The organism is Paraburkholderia sp. BR14320 (genome assembly GCF_040948665.1).
GTDB lineage: Bacteria > Pseudomonadota > Gammaproteobacteria > Burkholderiales > Burkholderiaceae > Paraburkholderia > Paraburkholderia youngii.
The window spans coordinates 13,306-31,752 of the sequence record NZ_JBFPKG010000069.1 but is presented as its reverse complement, the minus strand read 5'-3'; the positions used below and the strand labels follow the sequence as shown (position 1 = coordinate 31,752).

18 protein-coding genes and 5 pseudogenes are annotated in these 18,447 nt (G+C 59.1%); 15 read left to right on the top strand and 8 right to left on the bottom strand.

Annotation, left to right across the window (positions count from 1 at the left end; all coding sequences use genetic code 11):
• Window positions 1–135 precede the first annotated feature (135 nt).
• The 4 genes and pseudogenes from AB3X89_RS35600 to AB3X89_RS35585 form a co-directional block, all read left to right on the top strand.
• Window positions 136–216 (top strand): annotated as a pseudogene (locus tag AB3X89_RS35600) (hypothetical protein); the annotation flags it as partial.
• Between the two features lie 87 nt (window positions 217–303).
• Window positions 304–1,736 (top strand): annotated as a pseudogene (locus tag AB3X89_RS35595) (NAD-dependent succinate-semialdehyde dehydrogenase).
• 108 nt (window positions 1,737–1,844) lie between these two features.
• On the top strand, window positions 1,845–2,873 hold the full coding sequence (locus AB3X89_RS35590; protein ID WP_368587405.1) for a DUF1338 domain-containing protein: 1,029 nt from the start codon (window positions 1,845–1,847) through the stop codon (window positions 2,871–2,873).
• A 1-nt stretch (window position 2,874) separates the two neighbouring features.
• A pseudogene (locus tag AB3X89_RS35585) lies at window positions 2,875–5,723 on the top strand (FAD-binding and (Fe-S)-binding domain-containing protein); the annotation flags it as partial.
• A 961-nt stretch (window positions 5,724–6,684) separates the two neighbouring features.
• Here AB3X89_RS35585 and AB3X89_RS35580 read toward each other — a convergent pair.
• A complete protein-coding gene (locus AB3X89_RS35580; RefSeq protein ID WP_368587404.1) occupies window positions 6,685–7,203 on the bottom strand; it encodes a hypothetical protein in 519 nt (172 codons plus the stop codon).
• A 66-nt stretch (window positions 7,204–7,269) separates the two neighbouring features.
• On the opposite strand from AB3X89_RS35580, the pseudogene AB3X89_RS35575 reads away from it, so the two are divergent.
• A pseudogene (locus tag AB3X89_RS35575) lies at window positions 7,270–7,548 on the top strand (IS6 family transposase); the annotation flags it as partial.
• A 530-nt stretch (window positions 7,549–8,078) separates the two neighbouring features.
• On the top strand, window positions 8,079–8,336 hold the full coding sequence (locus AB3X89_RS35570) for a hypothetical protein (protein WP_368587403.1): 258 nt from the start codon (window positions 8,079–8,081) through the stop codon (window positions 8,334–8,336).
• A gap of 29 nt (window positions 8,337–8,365) precedes the next feature.
• On the opposite strand, the gene AB3X89_RS35565 is transcribed toward AB3X89_RS35570, so the two are convergent.
• The 4 genes from AB3X89_RS35565 to AB3X89_RS35550 all read right to left on the bottom strand — a co-directional run bounded on the left by AB3X89_RS35565 (window position 8,366) and on the right by AB3X89_RS35550 (window position 11,214).
• A complete protein-coding gene (locus tag AB3X89_RS35565; RefSeq protein ID WP_368587402.1) occupies window positions 8,366–9,457 on the bottom strand; it encodes a zinc ribbon domain-containing protein in 1,092 nt (363 codons plus the stop codon).
• On the bottom strand, window positions 9,451–10,416 hold the full coding sequence (locus AB3X89_RS35560) for a recombinase family protein (protein ID WP_368587401.1): 966 nt from the start codon (window positions 10,414–10,416) through the stop codon (window positions 9,451–9,453). The genes AB3X89_RS35565 and AB3X89_RS35560 overlap by 7 nt, the downstream gene beginning before the upstream one ends.
• Window positions 10,417–10,549: 133 nt before the next feature.
• Complete coding sequence (locus AB3X89_RS35555; protein WP_368587400.1) at window positions 10,550–10,882, bottom strand: DUF6788 family protein; 333 nt, start codon at window positions 10,880–10,882, stop codon at window positions 10,550–10,552.
• A 35-nt stretch (window positions 10,883–10,917) separates the two neighbouring features.
• A complete protein-coding gene (locus AB3X89_RS35550; RefSeq protein ID WP_368587399.1) occupies window positions 10,918–11,214 on the bottom strand; it encodes a DUF5372 family protein in 297 nt (98 codons plus the stop codon).
• A 17-nt stretch (window positions 11,215–11,231) separates the two neighbouring features.
• On the opposite strand from AB3X89_RS35550, the gene AB3X89_RS35545 reads away from it, so the two are divergent.
• From AB3X89_RS35545 to AB3X89_RS35525, 5 genes and pseudogenes are all read left to right on the top strand, one after another.
• Complete coding sequence (locus AB3X89_RS35545; protein WP_368587398.1) at window positions 11,232–11,633, top strand: reverse transcriptase domain-containing protein; 402 nt, start codon at window positions 11,232–11,234, stop codon at window positions 11,631–11,633.
• A gap of 294 nt (window positions 11,634–11,927) precedes the next feature.
• Complete coding sequence (locus tag AB3X89_RS35540) at window positions 11,928–12,788, top strand: recombinase family protein (RefSeq protein WP_368587397.1); 861 nt, start codon at window positions 11,928–11,930, stop codon at window positions 12,786–12,788.
• Window positions 12,773–13,639 carry a zinc ribbon domain-containing protein gene (locus tag AB3X89_RS35535; RefSeq protein ID WP_368587396.1) on the top strand — a complete coding sequence of 289 codons (867 nt, stop codon included), beginning with the start codon at window positions 12,773–12,775 and terminating at the stop codon, window positions 13,637–13,639. The genes AB3X89_RS35540 and AB3X89_RS35535 overlap by 16 nt, the downstream gene beginning before the upstream one ends.
• A complete protein-coding gene (locus tag AB3X89_RS35530; RefSeq protein ID WP_368587395.1) occupies window positions 13,548–14,255 on the top strand; it encodes a reverse transcriptase domain-containing protein in 708 nt (235 codons plus the stop codon). The genes AB3X89_RS35535 and AB3X89_RS35530 overlap by 92 nt, the downstream gene beginning before the upstream one ends.
• Before the next feature lie 79 nt (window positions 14,256–14,334).
• Window positions 14,335–14,778, top strand: a pseudogene (locus AB3X89_RS35525) (IS6 family transposase); the annotation flags it as partial.
• 111 nt (window positions 14,779–14,889) lie between these two features.
• Here the strand turns inward: AB3X89_RS35525 and AB3X89_RS35520 are convergent.
• Genes AB3X89_RS35520 through AB3X89_RS35510 form a run of 3 tightly spaced genes read right to left on the bottom strand, consistent with a single transcriptional unit; the run spans window position 14,890 to window position 16,486 of the window.
• Window positions 14,890–15,402: a hypothetical protein gene (locus AB3X89_RS35520; RefSeq protein WP_368587394.1), complete on the bottom strand. Its 513-nt coding sequence runs from the start codon at window positions 15,400–15,402 to the stop codon at window positions 14,890–14,892.
• Window positions 15,402–16,322: a hypothetical protein gene (locus tag AB3X89_RS35515; RefSeq protein ID WP_368587393.1), complete on the bottom strand. Its 921-nt coding sequence runs from the start codon at window positions 16,320–16,322 to the stop codon at window positions 15,402–15,404. Before AB3X89_RS35515 ends, AB3X89_RS35520 begins: the two co-directional genes overlap by 1 nt.
• Complete coding sequence (locus AB3X89_RS35510; protein WP_368587409.1) at window positions 16,235–16,486, bottom strand: hypothetical protein; 252 nt, start codon at window positions 16,484–16,486, stop codon at window positions 16,235–16,237. Before AB3X89_RS35510 ends, AB3X89_RS35515 begins: the two co-directional genes overlap by 88 nt.
• Window positions 16,487–16,625: 139 nt before the next feature.
• On the opposite strand from AB3X89_RS35510, the gene AB3X89_RS35505 reads away from it, so the two are divergent.
• From AB3X89_RS35505 to AB3X89_RS35490, 4 genes are all read left to right on the top strand, one after another.
• Window positions 16,626–16,934, top strand: coding sequence for a hypothetical protein (locus AB3X89_RS35505; protein WP_368587392.1), 309 nt, complete (start codon window positions 16,626–16,628; stop codon window positions 16,932–16,934).
• Between the two features lie 10 nt (window positions 16,935–16,944).
• Window positions 16,945–17,400 (top strand): hypothetical protein, encoded by a 456-nt coding sequence (locus AB3X89_RS35500; RefSeq protein WP_368587391.1) that lies wholly within the window; start codon window positions 16,945–16,947, stop codon window positions 17,398–17,400.
• Window positions 17,397–17,690 carry a type II toxin-antitoxin system RelE/ParE family toxin gene (locus AB3X89_RS35495; RefSeq protein WP_368587390.1) on the top strand — a complete coding sequence of 98 codons (294 nt, stop codon included), beginning with the start codon at window positions 17,397–17,399 and terminating at the stop codon, window positions 17,688–17,690. Before AB3X89_RS35500 ends, AB3X89_RS35495 begins: the two co-directional genes overlap by 4 nt.
• Before the next feature lie 394 nt (window positions 17,691–18,084).
• Window positions 18,085–18,333, top strand: a complete 249-nt coding sequence (locus AB3X89_RS35490) for a DDE-type integrase/transposase/recombinase (RefSeq protein WP_368587408.1) — start codon at window positions 18,085–18,087, stop codon at window positions 18,331–18,333.
• Window positions 18,334–18,447: the final 114 nt, after the last annotated feature.

The following is an 18,447-nucleotide window of genomic DNA, read 5'->3' as shown; positions in this document are numbered from 1 at the left end:
GAAAACAGACTCTCGGTGAATGTGTCGGCGCCGCGCATAATCTCCATCGGGTTGTTGGGCTCCTTCTATCAACGCTTCACGAACGCAGCGCGATGACGCGTTTCAGCGGTACTTCCGCAGGCTGCTAAGGGCGACACGGGCGTTATCCCCGCCGGCTTCTCAGGAACTTTGAGAGTCACCGAGGCAGTGCGAAAAATATACGTTCTTCTCACCTGAGAAGTGTCACCAACGACGTCGCAAGTTGACTCGCGAAGCGTCTTCGCAAAGTCGCAGTTGAGCTGCACTATGATGGAAGGTAGTTAAATGACCTATTCAAATACCAAGCTTTTCATTAACGGAACTTGGTGTGACGCACTTGATGGAGCAACCATCAATGTGATCAGCCCTTCGACCGGCGAAAGGATTGGCGTGGTCGCCTGCGCGGCAAAGGAGGACCTTGAACGCGCTGCATCCGCTTCAGAAGCGGGTTTCGCTGAATGGCGCAACGTCGCAGCGGTTGAAAGAGCGAGGATGATGAGAGGCGCGGCAATGCTCCTGCGGGAGCGCGTCGAGACCATCGCTTCCCTCCTAACGCAAGAGCAGGGAAAGCCGCTTGCTGAAGCGCGGGCGGAAGTCTTGTCGGCGTCAGAGATCATCGAATGGTTCGCTGATGAAGGCTTGCGCGTCTATGGACGCGTCGTTCCGTCGCGAAGTCAGAATGTTCAACAACTGGTGCTGAAGGAACCGGTCGGACCGGTCGTAGCCTTTACGCCCTGGAACTTTCCGGTTAATCAGATCGTTCGGAAACTATCGGCCGCGCTTACCACGGGTGCTCTTTCATTGTGAAAGCGCCCGAAGAGACGCCCGCCTCGCCGGCGGCGCTTATTCGGGCATTTGCGGACGCTGGCGTTCCTCGGGGCGTTTTAGGCCTCGTCTTCGGGAATCCTGCGGAAGTTTCTGAGTTTCTTGTTTCTCATCCAGCAGTTCGAAAGGTCACGTTCACAGGATCAACGGCTATCGGCAAGCAACTGGCCAGTCTGGCCGGCCGACATATGAAACGGACGACGATGGAGCTGGGCGGTCATGCGCCGGTGATCATCGCTGCAGACGCTGACGTCGAAGAAGCTGCGAAAGTTTTAGGTGCCGCAAAATTCAGAAACGCGGGACAGGTCTGCGTTTCGCCCACGCGATTCCTCGTGCATAACAGCTTGCGCGGATCGTTCGAGGCTGCGATGGTCGCGTATGCCGAACAGTTGCAAGTCGGTGACGGTCTCGAAAAATGCACGTCGCTAGGGGCATTGGCAAATAAGCGTCGCTTGGCGGCCATAAAAGAGGTCGTGAGCAACGCACGTGAGTCTGGAGCCAGGTTGTTGACGGGTGGAAATCAGATCGGCGATCGAGGCAATTTCTTCGCGCCTGCGGTGCTTTCCGATGTGCCAGTAACCGCCGCAATCTTCAATGAGGAGCCTTTTGGCCCTGTCGCTGCGATACGAGGATTCGATGACCTCGACGAAGCAATATCAGAAGCGAACAGGCTTCCGTATGGACTTGCGGGACACGCATTCACGAATTGCGTGAAGAACGTACATCAGCTTTCGCAACGTTTGAATGTTGGAATGCTATGGATTAATCAGGGCGCTACGCCGTGGCCTGAAATGCCGTTTGGCGGCGTCGGCAACTCCGGTTACGGTTCGGAAGGCGGTTGCGAGGCGTTGGAACCTTACTTGGTTACCAAAGCCGTCACGATCAAAAGCTGATCACCGACGTAGAGGTCGTGAGCCCTTCGCAGAATGTAAGGCCCATAGGCCAAGGCAAGCCATCAAACACATACTCCGCGGCGGCGGTGGGTTCAAGAGAATAGTTCAATGCACAACGCAAACGTATCCAGATTGCTCAATGTCCTACTTGGCGAAGAAAAAACTTGTGTCCTTTTTTCCACGCTCAATTTTCCCTCCATTCTCAACGACTGGGAAGAAGGCACTGTAACCCGTGCTGAGTTGGCGCAAGCGATGAATATGGCGCTTTTCGATGATCTTCTGCAGCGATCGGAAAACGGCCGCACCTACACGAAGCAAGCGATTGCGAACGGCGGCTCAGTGTTCTTCGAGCACGGGGCGCTGCGCACGGTGCTCTGGCCGCATAGCGGCGCGCTGCCGCCCGGCGAGGCCGCGTTCACCCGGATTCTTCGTCCGCTCGGCTTCAGGCTCAACGGCCGCTATCCACTCGACAAGCTCGGCATGACCGGCCGTGCGTATGTGCACGAGGATGCACCCGATGAGCTCGCCCAGTTCTTCGTCAGTGAGCTACACCCGGAGCGCTTTTCGAAGGAGTTCCAGCAGGCCGTGACGAACGTCATCGCTTCATCTAAAGATCCCCTGACGGCGCTCGCGATCTCACAGCTTTCGGAACTGGAGCGGGACGGTTCCTTGCCCATCGACGCTGCCGAACAGTTATTGCCCGTCAACGTCGGTGCATTCTCCCGTCAGCATGACATTCCACGGGAAACGGATTACGACGTATTACTGCTCGAATCGGCCGAGATGGCGTGGATCGCGACGGAGGGGAACGCCTTCAACCATGCAACGGATCGCGTCGAGGACGTGTTCAGCCTCTCGGAAGATGAGAAGTCGAAGGGGCGCCCAATAAAGCCAGAGGTCGAACGCTCGCGTTCGGGGCGCGTGTTCCAGACGGCTTATAGGGCGGACACGGTGTGCCGCGCCTTCCGCTCGTCCGATGGAAATGAGATTACCCGAGAGGTGCCTGGTTCCTTCTATGAGTTCATCACACGCAAGCGTGATTTCGATCGGGCAAAGCGCCGTTGGCAGACAGACCTGCGCTTCGATGCAGGCAACGCCACTGGTATCTTCAAGATGACAGCCAACGCGGCGAAGTAACGTGAAAGAAGCCACACCGTTTCGGGCGAGCGAACGCCTTTTACAGGACATCGAAACCGAACTGCGTGCGAATGTGCGCGGCGAAGTGCGTTTCGATGCGGGATCGAAAGCGCTGTATGCATCGGATGCATCGAACTATCGGCAGATCCCGCTCGGTGTCGTCGTGCCTGTTGATATCGATGATCTCGTCGGCGCACTCGATGTATGTTGTCGCAAGGATGTGCCGTTCCTGACGCGGGGCGGCGGTACCTCGCACAACGGCCAGTGCGTGAACGTGGCGGTCGTGACCGACGCAAGCAAATATTTGAACCGCGTCGTATCGATAGATGCAAAGACGCGCATCGCGATTGTAGAACCCGGTGCAATCTGTGAGACCTTGCGTGATGCCGCGGAAGCATACGGCTTGACCTTTGCGCCGGACCCGGCTACCCACAGCCGCTGCACGCTCGGTGGCATGATCGCCAACAACTCATGCGGCGCGCATTCGGTGATGGCGGGCAAGACGGTCGAGAACGTGGAAGCGCTCGAAATCGTGACCTATGATGGTGCGCGCTTCTGGGTCGGTCCGACCAGCGACGCCGAGCTCATGGCGATCATCAGCGAAGGAGGGCGGCGGGGTGAGATCTATCGCAAGCTGCGCGATTTGCGTGATCGCTATGCAGATCGTATCCGCGACGGGTTTCCGCAGATCAAGCGACGCGTCTCCGGTTTCAACCTGGATCAGTTGTTGCCTGAAAATGGTTTCAACGTAGCGCGTGCCCTGGTGGGAACCGAAGGCACATGTGCCGTGACGCTTCAAGCCAAGGTTCGGCTCGTTCACAGCCCGTCGTGCCGCGTATTGCTTGTCCTCGGTTTCGAGGATATCTACACTGCGGCGGATGCCGTTTCGCATTTCAACCGCTTCTCACCGATTGCAATCGAGGGGTTGGATCGCGCCATCATTCGCGGCTTGCAGGTGCGCGGATTGAAGGCGGAAGAAATCGCGCTGCTACCTGTTGGCGATGCGTGGGTCGTGCTGGAATTTGGCGCAGATACGGTTTCTGCTGCGCTCGAGCAAGCGCGCGAAGCACACCAATTTTTCAAAGCAGGATTGGGCCGCGAGAACGTGACCGGCGTCGTCGTCGAAGAGAAAGAGAAGCAGCAAAAAATCCGGTCGATTCGCGAGACTGGCGCATCTGCTGTCGCGCTGTCGATCGATCCCGACGAGCCCGATCCGATCGTCGGATGGGAAGACGCCGCTGTCGATCCGCTGCGTCTCGGCGACTATCTGCGCCAATTCCAGGCGCTCGTCGATCGCTTCGGCTACGAGACGTGCCTTTACGGTCACTTCGGCGACGGCTGTGTGCATGCGCGCGTAACTTTTGATATTCGCACGGCAGAGGGCGTGATCAAGTGGCGCGAGTTTTTGCGCGAGGCAGCGCAACTTGTTGTCGACTACGGCGGCTCCCTGTCCGGCGAACATGGCGATGGACAAGCTAAGGCCGAGTTCCTGCCCATCATGTATGGCCCTGAAATTATGCAGGCGATGGAAGAGTTCAAGGCTATCTGGGACCCGGGGAACCGCCTGAACCCCGGCAAGGTCGGCAAGGCGTATCGCGCGGATGAGAATCTGCGCATGGGGCCTTCGTACAAGCCCGTGAAGCTCACGACGAAACTGACGTTTGTTAGCCCCGAAGGCGATGGTTTGCAGCGCGCGGTAGAGCGTTGTATAGGCATGGGGAAGTGCCGCTCTCTCAATGGCGGCACCATGTGTCCGAGCTTTCGCGCGACATCACGGACGGATGGAACAGCCGCGAGGTGAAGGAAGCGCTTGACGGATGTCTCGCGTGCAAGGGCTGCAAATCGGACTGTCCGACGCATACCGACATAGCATCGTACAAGGCCGAATTCTTGTCTCACTACTACCGGCGTCATCGCCGGCCGAGACAGGTGCTGTTTATGGGCAGGATCGGGCAATGGGCGCCGCTGGCGAGTCGTTTTCCGTGGCTGACGAATCTCATGACGTCGTCGCGTGTCATGGCGCCTATCTGCAAGTGGGCCGCGGGCATCGCGCCGCAGCGCAACCTGCCGCTCTTCGCGCCAAAACCGTTCAGACGACTTCTGGATGGTCATCGCGTCCACGACAGGCATCCGAACGCGAGGCCGGCGGGTAAGGTCATTCTGTGGGTTGATACCTTCAACGATCATTTCTCGCCTCAAATCGCGAGCGCCGCATTCGACGTCCTGACACTCCTCGGATACGACGTCGTCTTACCTCGCAACCGTCTGTGTTGTGGGCGTCCGCTGTATGACTATGGGCTTCTCGATGAGGCGAAGGTATTGTTGCGGCGCGCCGTCGACGAACTATCGGAAGACATCCTGCTAGGCGTTCCTGTCGTCGGTCTCGAGCCGGGGTGCCTGTCCGTGTTCAAGGATGAATTGCTCAAGCAGTTACCGCAGGATGACATCGCGCGAAGGCTCTCGGCGCAAACGCATCTGTTATCGGACTTCCTCGCCGCGACGGATTTTCAGTGGCCGACGCTCGATGCCGAAGTCGTCGTGCACGGTCATTGTCACCAGAAATCGTTGTTCGGCATGAAGAGCGAAACCGAACTGCTCGACAAACTGGGCGCGCGCTGGAGGCTGCTCGAAACAGGATGCTGTGGCATGGCGGGGTCGTTCGGTTTCAGCAACGAGCATTATGAACTGTCGATGAGAGTGGCGGAAGACAACCTACTGCCACTTTTGCGCGCAACGCCGTCAGATGCATTGATCGTGACGAACGAGTTCAGTTGCCGTGAGCAAATCGAACAAGGTGTGAAGCGCCCGGTTCTGCATATCGCCGAGCTCGTGCTTCGTGCGCTCAAGAGTGCGCATGCTGGCCATCTCGGCTCTCGATCCAGCATAGCGGGCGACCTAACTTCAGCTCCAAATGGCGCATCTTTGCACCGGTTCCCTGTTGCCTATCATCGGCAAATGGCGGGATGGCCGCAGCGCGCCCGCAACACGAAGTCGGCGACGCTTTGGTTCGAGGACGAGCGTACCGTTGAGGGGGCCGACTGCGTGCAAACAGTAATTGAAGTCGAGATCGGTCTTGCCGCACTCGCTGCGGGACCGAATACCTCAGGCGATCAAGCAGAAGGGGACGCTGCTGATGCCGGTCCGGCGTCAAAGAAGGTTACGACCGAAGTGGAGCGCCGGATGCGGCAAGCCGCGTTCAGGCAAAGACTCGGAAGCTACTATGGCTGGCGATGCGCGGTGTCCGGGACCACGATCAAAGCCGCACTCGAAGCAGCACACTTGCCCGGAAAGAACTGGCGATTCGACAACCGGACTAGTGATGGAATCTTACGTGCCGATTTGCACCGGATGCTTGACGCCGGTATCGCCCGTATCGACAGCGGCAGGTTTATCCTGGAGGCGACGGCGCGGGTCGGCGACTACGCTCGGTTGCATGAGTCGCCGATAGACCTGGTCGCGACCGCTGACAAATAGCAAGGAAATACGGAAATCGGGGGCTATTGACCAATGACCGAACGGACGGAGAACTACCGGGGATATGTGCTCGTCGCACGCGCGGCAGATGTCGGCGCGCGCTGCTGGGCATGGAAGGACAAAACACCGGTTCACAAGGCGGTCGGTGGGACCGTCGGCGAAGCGATTGTCGCAGCTCGTCGGGCGATCGACGGCGAACTCGGTGTTCCGCTTCGGGACGGAGAGGAAGCTGATGCAGCATACACTGAGGCACTGACATCGGTTCTGCCACGCTTGACGGCAGCGCAGCTGAAGATGCTCCAGGCGCATTATCACGCGCCGGATCGCACTATCACCGCTACCCAACTTGCCGAGGCGGCGGGCTACGCCTCATACGGTAATAGGAAAAGACCTCGCCGACTTCGTCCGTAATGTTGGTGGCGACAATCTTGAGCGGGATATCGCTCCGGTCGTTGAGATCGCGGAACGTCAGGGGTTTGTCGGGCCCCGCCGCTGCCTCGCCGAGCTTCGCCCTGAGCGCGACGTCGATAAAGTTGCGGACTCTCTTCACGGTCGTCACGCCATTGATGGCAAACACGGCCGTGCCAACAAGGCACGCCAGCATGGTCGCGGCCAGTACCGTCGTGGCAACCGGATGGTAATGGTTTAGCCACGCAAGCGAGATCACCGCGACCAAAATGCGCGCCGGCAGCAGCCATTTCGGGGTCGCCGCCTCCCTGAGCTGCTCGATCCACCACCAGCCCCATTCGCCAAAAAAATCCGTGGCCTTGTGGAATCCCTCGCCGCGGAACCGGTCGAGGATGTGCGACTGGTCATCGGGATTGAGCAGTTCGTCGGCCGTGTACCCCGCGGCCACCAACGCCGCGGTTCTGTTGCAGTAAGGCCCACGTTAAAATTGGGTAGCGAATTTTTGAGCTGTGCGATGAAGAAGACGAAGACACCGCGCACCACACTCGCGCCGGGCCTAGCCAAGGTCCTGAAGCGCCTTCACTACCCGCTTGACGTGATTTTGCTGTGCGTGCGATGGTACGTGGCCTATTCGCTGAGTTTGCGCAATCTTGCGGAAATGATGGACGAGCGTGGTATCGCGGTGGATCATTCGACGGTGTACCGCTGGGTCATCAAGCTGCTGCCGCTCTTCGAAAGGCGCTTCCGCAAGCACAAGCGTCCGGTTGGGAAAAGCTGGCGAATGGACGAGAGTGTGTCACGAACACAAGCGAAAGCTTGTGGTGCTGTACTGAAGATGGGAGTAGGCCTCCCGAAGCCGGCTTGCGGGAGCAGGCTTCAAACCGCCCGGTGCTGCTGCGTTCAAAAGGCGTGGTGGTGAGCGACCGTGGAAAAGTCATCCATAAGGATGGCAGGTATGTGTTGAGAAGATGAGCGAAAGCAAACCGTTCGATGATGCGTCGTTAATTCGTTAAGGTGCTGTCAAAACTGGGGTCATTTCGTCGCTCCAGGATCAGTCAGGACGAGACGTGTTTACGGACCTGGCGGCAGCCGGCGTAGAGGCGGCATGAGCTCAATACAGGCTTCGGTATGGAACGTGAGAACCTTGTTGCGGATGGAAAGGGAAATGACAAATGGCTAGCACCATGAGGAAGAATACCGATGCCGCAACGAGGGGCGGAGCTGCCCGTAGTAGTGTTGAAGCCCTTGTAATGAGGGTGGAGGGAAGGGGCAGCGTTATCCGGTTGACAAAGGTCACCAACCTGCTTGTCGGGGAGGAGTGACATGACATCAACGAAACCTTATGACATTGCCAAGCGAACGATCTGGGAGGCGTACCAGCGAGTGAAGGCCAACCGGGGTGCTGCCGGCATCGATGATGAAACTATCGAGATGTTCGAGCAGGACCTGCCGAAGAATCTTTTCAAGCTGTGGAACCGGATGTCGTCGGGGTCGTACTTCCCGCCACCGGTCAAGCAAGTTGAGATTCCAAAGGCAACGGGCGGTATTCGCAAGTTGGGCGTGCCGAAGGCGATCTCATAATGCACCTCTCACAGTTGAATGTTGGACTGCTACGGTTGAAGATGCCCTGAATTGCGGATCCAGTTCTGAAGCTGATGCTCTTTCGTGGCGTCCAGGGTGATCCACCACGCTCCCCGGCCGTCGATCTTGCGTGCTTCGACGACACGGCGGTCGATCCAGTAATAGACGACGTACGTGCTCACCTGCAATCGACTGGCGAGTTGCTGCACGGTGAATTCGTCAGGACGCGTCAGGCAGGCCGGCGCAATCCCGTACCTGAAGCGGATCCATTTGATCATCGCGAGCGTAAAGGGCTTGCCGTAAGGACTGCGGAGCCCCGCCTGATTGAAGCGTGCGACGATTTGCGGATCGGACATACTTCGCGCTGCCTGGCGGACCTGCTCGACGGTCTCCGCCGGATAGCGTATCGCTTCGGGACGTGGCCTGGGCAGATTGACGGTGATGTCGGTGCAGACGCCGCCTTGCCAACGCACATGCAGAACGAACTGCCGTTGCCCGGACAATTTCTCTACGGTGATGTCGCGGATGAGCAGTCGCAGCATCCGCTTGCGTTCCTTCGCAGCGGTCGTTGGTGCGCCCCACAAGCGCGGCAGATCACAGGCCAGCGCAAGGATCTGGGTCCTCTGCTCCGCCGTGACAACGCGCGCTTTCTGGCTCTGGAATTGAGCGGCTTCCGTCCTGATCGACTCGACGCGAAGCAACGCGTCGTTCCAGCGCCGCTCGAGGGTGCCCGCAACCAGACGGTTGGCAGGATCGCATTCCTGATAGCGTCGTTCGGCAAGCGCGGCCTCATATTCGGCTCGCTCGATGCGCATGTGCCACTGACGCATAATGGCCTGATCACGTTGCTCAAGTTCCTTCAGCGCCGTCAGGGCGAGTTCGAGCTCGGCCGGGCGTAGCGCATTGATCACCGCGTCGCTGATCGCGGCGTCGAGCAGGTTGCTGCGCACGCTCATGCAGTCCCGGGTTGCCAGACCTTCACGGCGCCGCCAGTTGCACACATAGACCGGATAAATGCCGCCGTTCCCCTGGTAGCGTACCGTGATTGCCCGGCCGCAGCAGCCGCACACCAGCAGGCCTTGAAGCAACGCGAGTCCTTCACGAGCTGCACCGTTCAGCAAGTTTCCTTCGCCGTTAGTGCGATTGCGTGCCAGGCGCACCTGATTCTGCTCAATTCATCCGGGGTAATGTATCCCTCGTGATGTTCCGGCAAATGAACGCGCCATTGTGCCTTTGGTACCGCCTTCATGTGCGTGCGCACATCCCCTTGGGGCGTAATGTGCTTGCGGTACTGGTAGCGTCCAAAGACATAGACGCCCGCGTAAGATGGGTTCTTGATCAGCCCACGCACGCGTTCGTGACTGAGTTGCCCCCAGATGATCTGGCCTGCCCAGGCTCCGCCGTACGCGCGCCTGGGAAAACGCAGACCATCTTCGGCAAAGCGCTTGACGACGCCGTACGCGCTACCGGTTTCACGAAACAGACGAAACGCCAGCTGAACGGCGCCGCGCACGTCGTCGTCGGGATCAAGGACGATGCGCCCTTGATCGTCGTAGCACAGGCCGACAGGAAGAGGAAACCGCAATTCTCCCTTCTGCGCCTTGTTGAGCTTGCCTCCCTGGAGGCGCCCGCGCAAGAAATGTAGCTCCGCCTGTGCCATTGTTCCCTTGAGGCCCAGCAACAGCCCGTCGTTGAAGTCGCCAGGGTCGTAACAGCCGTCGGCGTCGATAACCAATGTATGAGTGAGCGCGCACAACTCCCGCAGCCGGTGCCAGTCCAGATTCGAGCGTGCCAGGCGTGACACCTCCAGGGCAAACACCGCGCCCACCTGTCCCATCGAAACATCCGCCACGAGCGTCTTGAAGTCCTCGCGTCCCGCCATCTGTGCGCCCGACTGACCGAGGTCCCGGTCCAGCGTGCGGATCGCGGTCTCTGGCCAGCCTAGTGCCAGCGCCTTGTCCTTCAACGCATACTGGCGCTCGGTACTCTCGTGATGGTGGCGTACCTGAGCCAGCGTCGACTGGCGGATATAGATGTACGCCGGTTTGCTGTGATGCTGTTGCGTGATCTTGGGGTTCATCGGCGGTCTCCTCGATCGGCGCCGTGTCGAACCCGGCCGCAAGCCAGGCATCGAGCATGTTGGCGATGAGCACGCCGGCAAGATGCGGATCGATGGAGATGGTGAGCGGCGGAGGCCGGCTCACCGGGGCTCCTTAGAGTGCCTCGCGGCGACGTAACAGTTCGCGGTTGATCTCGCAGATCTCTTCGATGATCTCGCGCACCCGGTGATAACTCGCCACGCGCTCGACGACGTCGGCGTGATCGGCCTGTGGCACGTAATCCATTTGCGGACGACGACCGGGGAAGCTCACGGAGAGGTAGTACTTGGGGCCATGGCCTGGCCCATCCGCGCACTTGCAGCCGGGCTTGCCGCAGCGCTTGTAGCGTTCGATGAGGGAGCCCCTGAGCAGCGTGTCCAGAGCCGGCATTTGCCGCAGTAATTCGGCGCGTCGTTTGCGGAGGGTGGACGACGGAATATCTTCCATTGGCAGACCACGTAATTAACTGGTCTGATGGTAGGTCACGAATGTTCATTGATCAAGCTCCCCTGATCGGCGAGTTCGTAGACTGGTTCGGTGAGCTGCTCGATCGGGGCGACCAGATCCAGCAGCATGCCGGGATCTAAGTAGCATGCCGGAGACTGCGGATCGGCAACCGGCGAGCCCCAATCGGTCCATTCGCGGGGAATGCTGAAACTACCGCGCTTTGCGTGACCCACGATCAGCGTTTCGATACCCGAGACGCGTCGCCTCTTCAGCACCGGAAAGCGTTGGCCCTTAAGCGGATGAAATGGATGACAGATCTCCGCCCAACCCAAATGCTCGTTGAGCGCTTGTGCAGTTCGCGCTGACCGTCCCCACGGTGAGTGACCGTGTGGCGCAGAATGCGGTCAAGCTCCTCATTGAGCCGATTCTCGATCCACTATTCCATGCGGATTCGTATGGTTACCGGCCCGGGAAATCGGCCAAGCAGGCGGTCGCCATCACCCGACAAAGGTGCTGGAAGTTCGACTGGCTGGTGGAGTTTGATATCAAGGCGGCCTTTGATCAAATCGATCATGGCCTCTTGCTAGAAGCGGTACGCAAACACATCAAAGAGGACTGGATCCTGATGTACATCGAGAGGTGGCTGACTGCGCCATTCGAAACTGTACAGGGTACCCGCTTGCCGCGGGACCGCGGTACCCCGCAGGGGGGAGTGGTAACGCCGCCAACAACAGAGCAAACTGCCGCATAAAATGGAGCCTGCGCATTTCGAGGGAGTGTCTGGCGCCCTGGTCCAGAGGCTGTTCCAAGATTGACGTGGACCTCGTCCTTGAGACGGTCGCTCCCGCTAACAGGAAGGTGCGGTGATGACCCGAGGACGTAAGAAATGGCATGTACGTCTGGCTTTCGAGCCGAACCGCTATGCCCAGGAGCAGCTGCAAAAGGCGTACGAGCAGATCAGTCCGATCGAAGCACGCTCCACGGCGCAGCCCTCCGCGACGCAGCCTGCCGCGGCCAAGCGAGTGACCATCAAGCGAGGTAGACGATGAACAAAGCCGCGATGGTTGCGCTCTATGCGCGGGTATCCTCCGAACAGCAGAACAAACGCGGCACCATTGAGAGCCAGATTGCCGCCCTGAAGGAACGTGTTTCAGCGGACGGCGTGCAGATCGTCGAGGACATGTGTTTCATTGACGCAGGCGTGAGCGGCGCGACGCTGATCAGGCCACAACTGGAGCGACTGAGGGACTGTGCCGCGCTCGGTGCCATCGATCGGCTCTACATCCTGTCGCCGGACCGCCTGGCGCGCAAATATGCGCACCAGGCGCTGTTGATGGAAGAGTTCACGGCCTGCGGCGTGCAGGTCATATTCCTCAATCACGCAATCGGTACGGAAGAGTCGCTGCTGTTACAGATGCAGGGCATGATCGCGGAGTACGAGCGCGCGAAGATCGCCGAGCGTCACCGTCGTGGCAAGCTTCACGGCGCAAAACGCGGTAGCGTCAATGTACTGTCCGGGGCGCCCTACGGCTACCGCTACATTCGCCGGCAGCTGGACGGAACGCCAGCTCGCTACGTAATCGAACTGCCCCAGGCAGCAACAGTCCGGTCGATCTTCCAGTGGGTGGGGATGGACCGCTTGAGCATAGGTGAAGTGGTGCGTCGGCTTACGGAGGCGGGTACCGTGACGGCATCGGGCAAGCCGTTCTGGGACCGCAGCGTGGTATGGGGCATATTGCGCAATCCGGCGTACATGGGGCGGGCTGCGTTCGGCAAAACGCAGGTGCGTGATCACCTGGTACGCGTACGTGCCCAGCGCCATAGCGCCGATGTGCCCAAGAAATCCTATTCGACGTACGTGCGGACCGGCAGCAATGGATCGAAATTCCGGTGCCGGCCATCGTGAGTGAAGCGCTGTTCCATGCTGTTCAGGAGCAGCTTGCCGAGAACCGCAAGCTGGCACGTCAGCGTCGGGATAATGTGCCGCAACGCCTGCTCCAAGGGTTGACCGTTTGCGGCCAGTGCCGTTACGCCTATTATGCGAAGAAGGTGAGCAAGGCGGCGGCCAAGGGGCATCAGCGCGACTACGCTTATTACCGCTGCGTCGGAACCGACGCGTATCGTTTCGGCGGAAATCGCATCTGTGACAATCCGCAGGTGCGAACGGACAAGCTCGATGATCTGGTGTGGCAGCAGGTCGTCGAATTGATAAGGCATCCAGAGCGACTGAAGAACGAATACGAGCGTCGGCTTGATATGATCGAGCGCGTCGAAAAGAGTAGCTTCGACACGGGCAGCCTTGAAAAGCAGCGGACTCAGCTGGAAAAGGGCAAGTCCAGGTTGATCGACAGCTATGCCGACGGCATCATCGATAAGACCGACTTCGAACCGAAGATGCAGCAACTGAAGAACTGGCTTGAGCAGATTGATCAGCAGATCCTTGAGTCGAGGCAACAAGGGGCCGTACAAAGCGAGCTGTTCCTGGTCATCAATCGGCTCGAGGAATTCGCAGGCGCCGTCACCGAAAAGCTGGACACGATTGATCTTGAAGCGAAGCGCAGGATCGCGTTGGGTTTGGTCAAGCGCGTCGAAATCCACAAAGACGAAATCGTCGTGGTGTTCAGGGTCGATCCGCAGCCGGGAGCACTCGCCATCGAAAATTCGAATGATTCAGACGACGGAGCGAAAAGTATGCAACATTGTACGAGGCGTAACCAGTCCGATCCTGATGAATCTGTTCATGCACTATGCGTCTGACGTCTGGATACAGCGTCACTTCCCGCAGTGTCCCTTTGCGCGCTATGCCGATGATGCGGTGGTCCATTGCCGTAGCTGGGAGCAGGCACAAGAGGTTATGCACGCCATTGCCTCGCGGCTGGCGGAATGTGGGTTGACGATGCATCCGGAAAAGTCAAAGATCGTGTATTGCAAGGACAGAAGTCGCACCCAAACCTACCCGAATGTGACCTTCACATTTCTGGGCTTTCAGTTTCGTCCGCGAAGGGTGTTGACCAGGCACGGGCAGGTCTCGACCAGCTTTGTACCTGGCGTCAGTCCTGACGCCCTGAAACGGATGAGACGGACGGTGCGGGGGTGGCGGTTGCAGCGCCAAACGTCGAAATCACTGTTCGAAGTCGCTGAGCGATGTAATCCCACGATATGTGGCTGGTGGAACTACTACGGGGCTTTCCATCGGACCACCATGCATGAGTTGAGTCGATATCTCGACCGAAAGCTCGTGCGCTGGGTTCAGCGCAAGTACAAAACACTGCGACGGCACAAACGGTGCAGTGAGGAGCGGCTACGCAAGATGAGGCAGGCGTACCCGCGAGAGTTCGCGCACTGGCAGAATCAGGGGAAACAGGTTGGATAACGGGAGCCGTGTAAATCGAGAGGTTGACGCACGGTTCTGCGAGAGACTCGCGGCGCAATTCCCCGGGTCTACTCACCGCTATATCAAGATCAAAGGCGAGTGGAAATATCTTTACCGGGCAGTGGACAAGGCGGGCGACACGGTCGAATTCCTGCTCAGGGCCAGGCGGGACAAGGTCGCTGCCCGGCGGTTCTTTGAAAAGGCGATCGCCCATAATGGTACGCCAGAGAGCGTGACCATCGACAAAAGCGGCTCCAATCTGGCCGCACTGGATGCGGTGAATGCCGACCGCGAGACGCCGATCAAGGTCCGTCAGATCAAGTACCTGAACAACATTGTCGAACAGGACCATCGGGCTATCAAACGCCGGACCCGGCCGATGCTGGGATTCAAGAACTTCCACCGTGCGAGGGTCATTCTCGGCGGCATCGAGGTAATGCACATGATCAGAAAAGGACAGATGAAATGTGCGGGCAAAGACCCGTCGTCTGCTTCCCAGCAGTTTTACTCCCTTGTGCCATAAGCAATACTTATCATATCGACATTTCTCGTCCCGACACCCTTACTGCAACAGAACCCGCAAAATTGCCCCGACCATGCGGGGTAATTTCAGCTGCGTCACGACCCTCCCTCGTCAAGCCGGAACGTCTTGGTCGTCGACGTTGAAACGGTAATCGCCCCGTTCGATCTTCGCTCGCCCCTTGTTGAAAAAACGGTCCGGCACGGCGACGCTGCCCTCTCGGGCCGCGTCCATGCGATCCATCAGTTTGTCGAACTCGGCTTTGAAGTCCTCGTAAGGACCCAGCGCAGCCACGCACCACGCCTGGCGGAAGCGGTCGCGCAGGATTCTGAATTGGTGCTCGCTCTTGCCGAGCGCCTCGATGCTGACATCCAAATGGAGGGCCTTGTAGACCGCAGGGGCGAGGCCTGCGAGCAGTGCACAAAGACCGGTAACCCACTGGTATTCCTTGGCTTCCGCCAGCAGCGGCCACGTGGCGAGCCCGCCCAGGATGATCGGGACCACCACGAACGCCAAGCGCAATAGACGCAAGCACTTCAGCCACTCGATGATCGCCGTCGAGGTGTACTCGCAGGACTCTTGCTGTCGCTTGCACTCGGCGATGAGTTGTTGGGTGCGCTCCTCCATCACACCACCCGCGGCACGTCGCAGCCAAAGATTTTTTGCCACTCGTCGCCGGCGTCGGTGACGCGGTTTTGATATTCGTACTCGCAGGCTTTCGCAGCGCGACGATAGGCCGATTCCGCTTTGCTTTGCCAGTCACTGCCCAGCATCATGACCTCGTAGGTGCCGGGCACGAACACGAAGCCGTTGGCGCGATGGTAGAGAAACGCGAAGAAGTCGCGCACGATCCAGTCGAAGTAGAACCAGTCGTAAAGGCGCCACGGCGATTGAGCGATGAACTCGGCGGCGAGCCGCTCGAGGTGAAACGATTTGATCGGCACCAAGCAGTTCGCCTGCCAGGCCTTGAGCATGCGCACGAGCGGACGCACGTTTTGCGCGTTCGCACTGTCTGCGGCATCAAGCGCGCTTACCTCGGCCCAAGGCGCGGTTTCTTTGTAAGAGCCGCCGTTGTGGGTGTCGCAGATCCAATAGCGACCGGGCGTCGTGAGTTCGAATGCGGGGACCACTTCGACGTTGTAGCTGCCGAAGTTGACGAGCACCACTTGGCCGTCGCCGCTGATGTCGGTGTTCCAATAGGTTTGCGCCAGCTTTGCTTTCACTTCCTGCAAAAGCGCCGATTGCCGGTTCCACGTGTAGGCCTGAAAGCGGTAGTAGACGTCGACTGGCAGCAGGAAATACACATCGACGTCGCGCGGCGGCCGGACCGCCGTGTCTTTGCTCCAGGAGCCGACGAAAAAGCTGTGATCGGTGTCCGAGGCCGTACCGTAGTACGCGCGATTCAGGCAATTCACGACGCCGGCGCGCTTGGCGAAGCCGTCCCGGTGATGCAGCGGCGTCAGCGCGAGATTCCGATGAAACCGCTCGAAGCGTTGCCGGACAGCGGCCCAATGGGGCAGCCGATAAATCCGCGGGGGCGGAAGCACGGTAGCCCGCTCAGCGCGATGAGCGAGTTGAGCGGGACGGGATTCGCGGGTGCTGAGGGCCGGAGGCCCGACCCGAGGGAAAAGAGACTGTTCAGGTTGTTTGCGACCGGCTGATTTCCGGTCAAGGCCTGCAGCAGCAGACTCAAATTCGTGTCTTCAACCATGTCTTTCCCTCGAGGGTCAAATAGAAGACCCGATCAAGAATAGCTATTATCCCAATTTACAGTAAAATGGGTGGCTGTACAATAGTAGCGATGCGCCCAATATCGTTGCTGGCGTGAGCCGGCCCATACGGGGGAAATCATGCGACCCGAACAGATACTGCCGGCCGAGCGCCAGGCGCTCGACAACCTGGTGAAGATCGCCCAGAGCGACACCGGCCAGAGCCGGCGCGTCGCCGACTTCCTGCTGGCCTGGTGGAACGCCGGCCAGTGCGGCAGCTACGACCTGACGACGGCTTGGGGCGTGGCCGACGCCATCATGGAGGATATGTGCGTCGTGTTCCGCCTCGCGTCGCGTGCGAACAGCTACCCGGACACGCTGGGCTATGGCCCGCAGTTCGAGGCCATCGTGCGCGAATGGCGTCCAGAACTGCTCACGGACAACGGCTAAAGGTGTTGTGATGGCAACCGAGACAATCGACCAAAAGACGCTTACTCAGCTTGTAGAGGCCGGCGCGGTGCGCGCGGCCCACGTGGTCGGCCACGGCAACGGCTGGACGATCGCGGCGCGCTACGGCATGACGGAGCGCTTTCTGTCGGCCAAGAGTGGTGACGTGCGCGTGTTCCGCAAGCTCGAAACGCTGGTTGGCTTTCTGCGTGACATGGGCATCAGCCGCTTTGAAGTGGATGCGGCCGACTTCGATCCCGAAGCGGCCGACCGCACGACCCGGCCCGACCGATCGGCCGCGCTCAAGGAAGCGCATGCCGCGCGGGCTTACGACAAGTGGTTTCGCGAACAGGTGCAGGCATCGCTAGACGATCCGCGCCCGAACGTTCCGCACGCGCAGGTGCAGCAGGAGATGGCCGAGAAGAAGGCCGTATTGCGCAAGCGGATCGCACGCGGGGCTAAATCTTGATCGTGGAGTGGCGGGCGCAGGCGCGCGAGGACCGAAGCAATATCTTTGACTACATCGCGGAGGACAACCCCACGGCCGCGCTCGAGCTGGACGACCGGATAGCGCAACAGACGGACGCCTTGCCCGAGCATCCCGAGCTGTACCGCGCCGGCCGCGTGCGCGGCACGCGTGAAATGGTGTTGGCCCCGAACTACGTGCTGGTGTACCGGGTACTGAAGCGGGCCGGCGTTATCGAAATCGTGCGGATCGTCAGCGCGCGGCAGGACTACCCGAAGCGGAAGCGGAAATGAACGTGCGGACACGCGCGTTTAGTCCAGCATCGCGTCGGTATGCTTGAAGATCAGCCCTTTGATCCAGTGGTGATTGCCGAATTGATCGATGATCGCCACATCGACCTTGAACCAGTTGCAGCTAATGTGAGCAGGCGGGGATGGAATGCAAGCACGGTTGCAGATAATCCAAGCACGCGCCTCCGGTCAGTTGCAGTTATTTCGAGCCCGAAGCGGCGTCGATTGCAAGCACGGCTGATTTCGATTGCAAGTCGCTACACATACCATATCGGATTTGGCCGACCTCTCGCTCTTACTGCGACAGAACCCTGACGCGCAAAACCGCATCTCAGCAGCGCGAGGGCGTGATTATCGCGAACCTCGTGAATTTGTGGAACAGCTTCGGCAAGGCCGTTTGCGTCAAAAATGCCTAGTTGCGTCTGCAACCAACTGCAGCCATGCCCTGCTGAACAAAGCCGTCGTCGAGCAGGATCACCGTGCCATCAAACGCATCATCAAACCGATGATGGGGTTCAAGGATTTCCGCTGTGCGCGCATCATCGTGTCTGGCATTGAGATCGCACACATGATCCGCAAGGGGCAGATGTATGACGATGGCGTCGCCTCAACTGCAGCCGAACAATTCTATTCTCTCGTGATGTAAGCAATGCTCTTCACCTTAGGCGCCTGATCGTCGCATCGTCCTTAACGCGACACAACCCCGCATCGGGGTCCCCGTGATTTTCGGGTTCTGTTGCAGTAAGGCCCACGTTAAAAT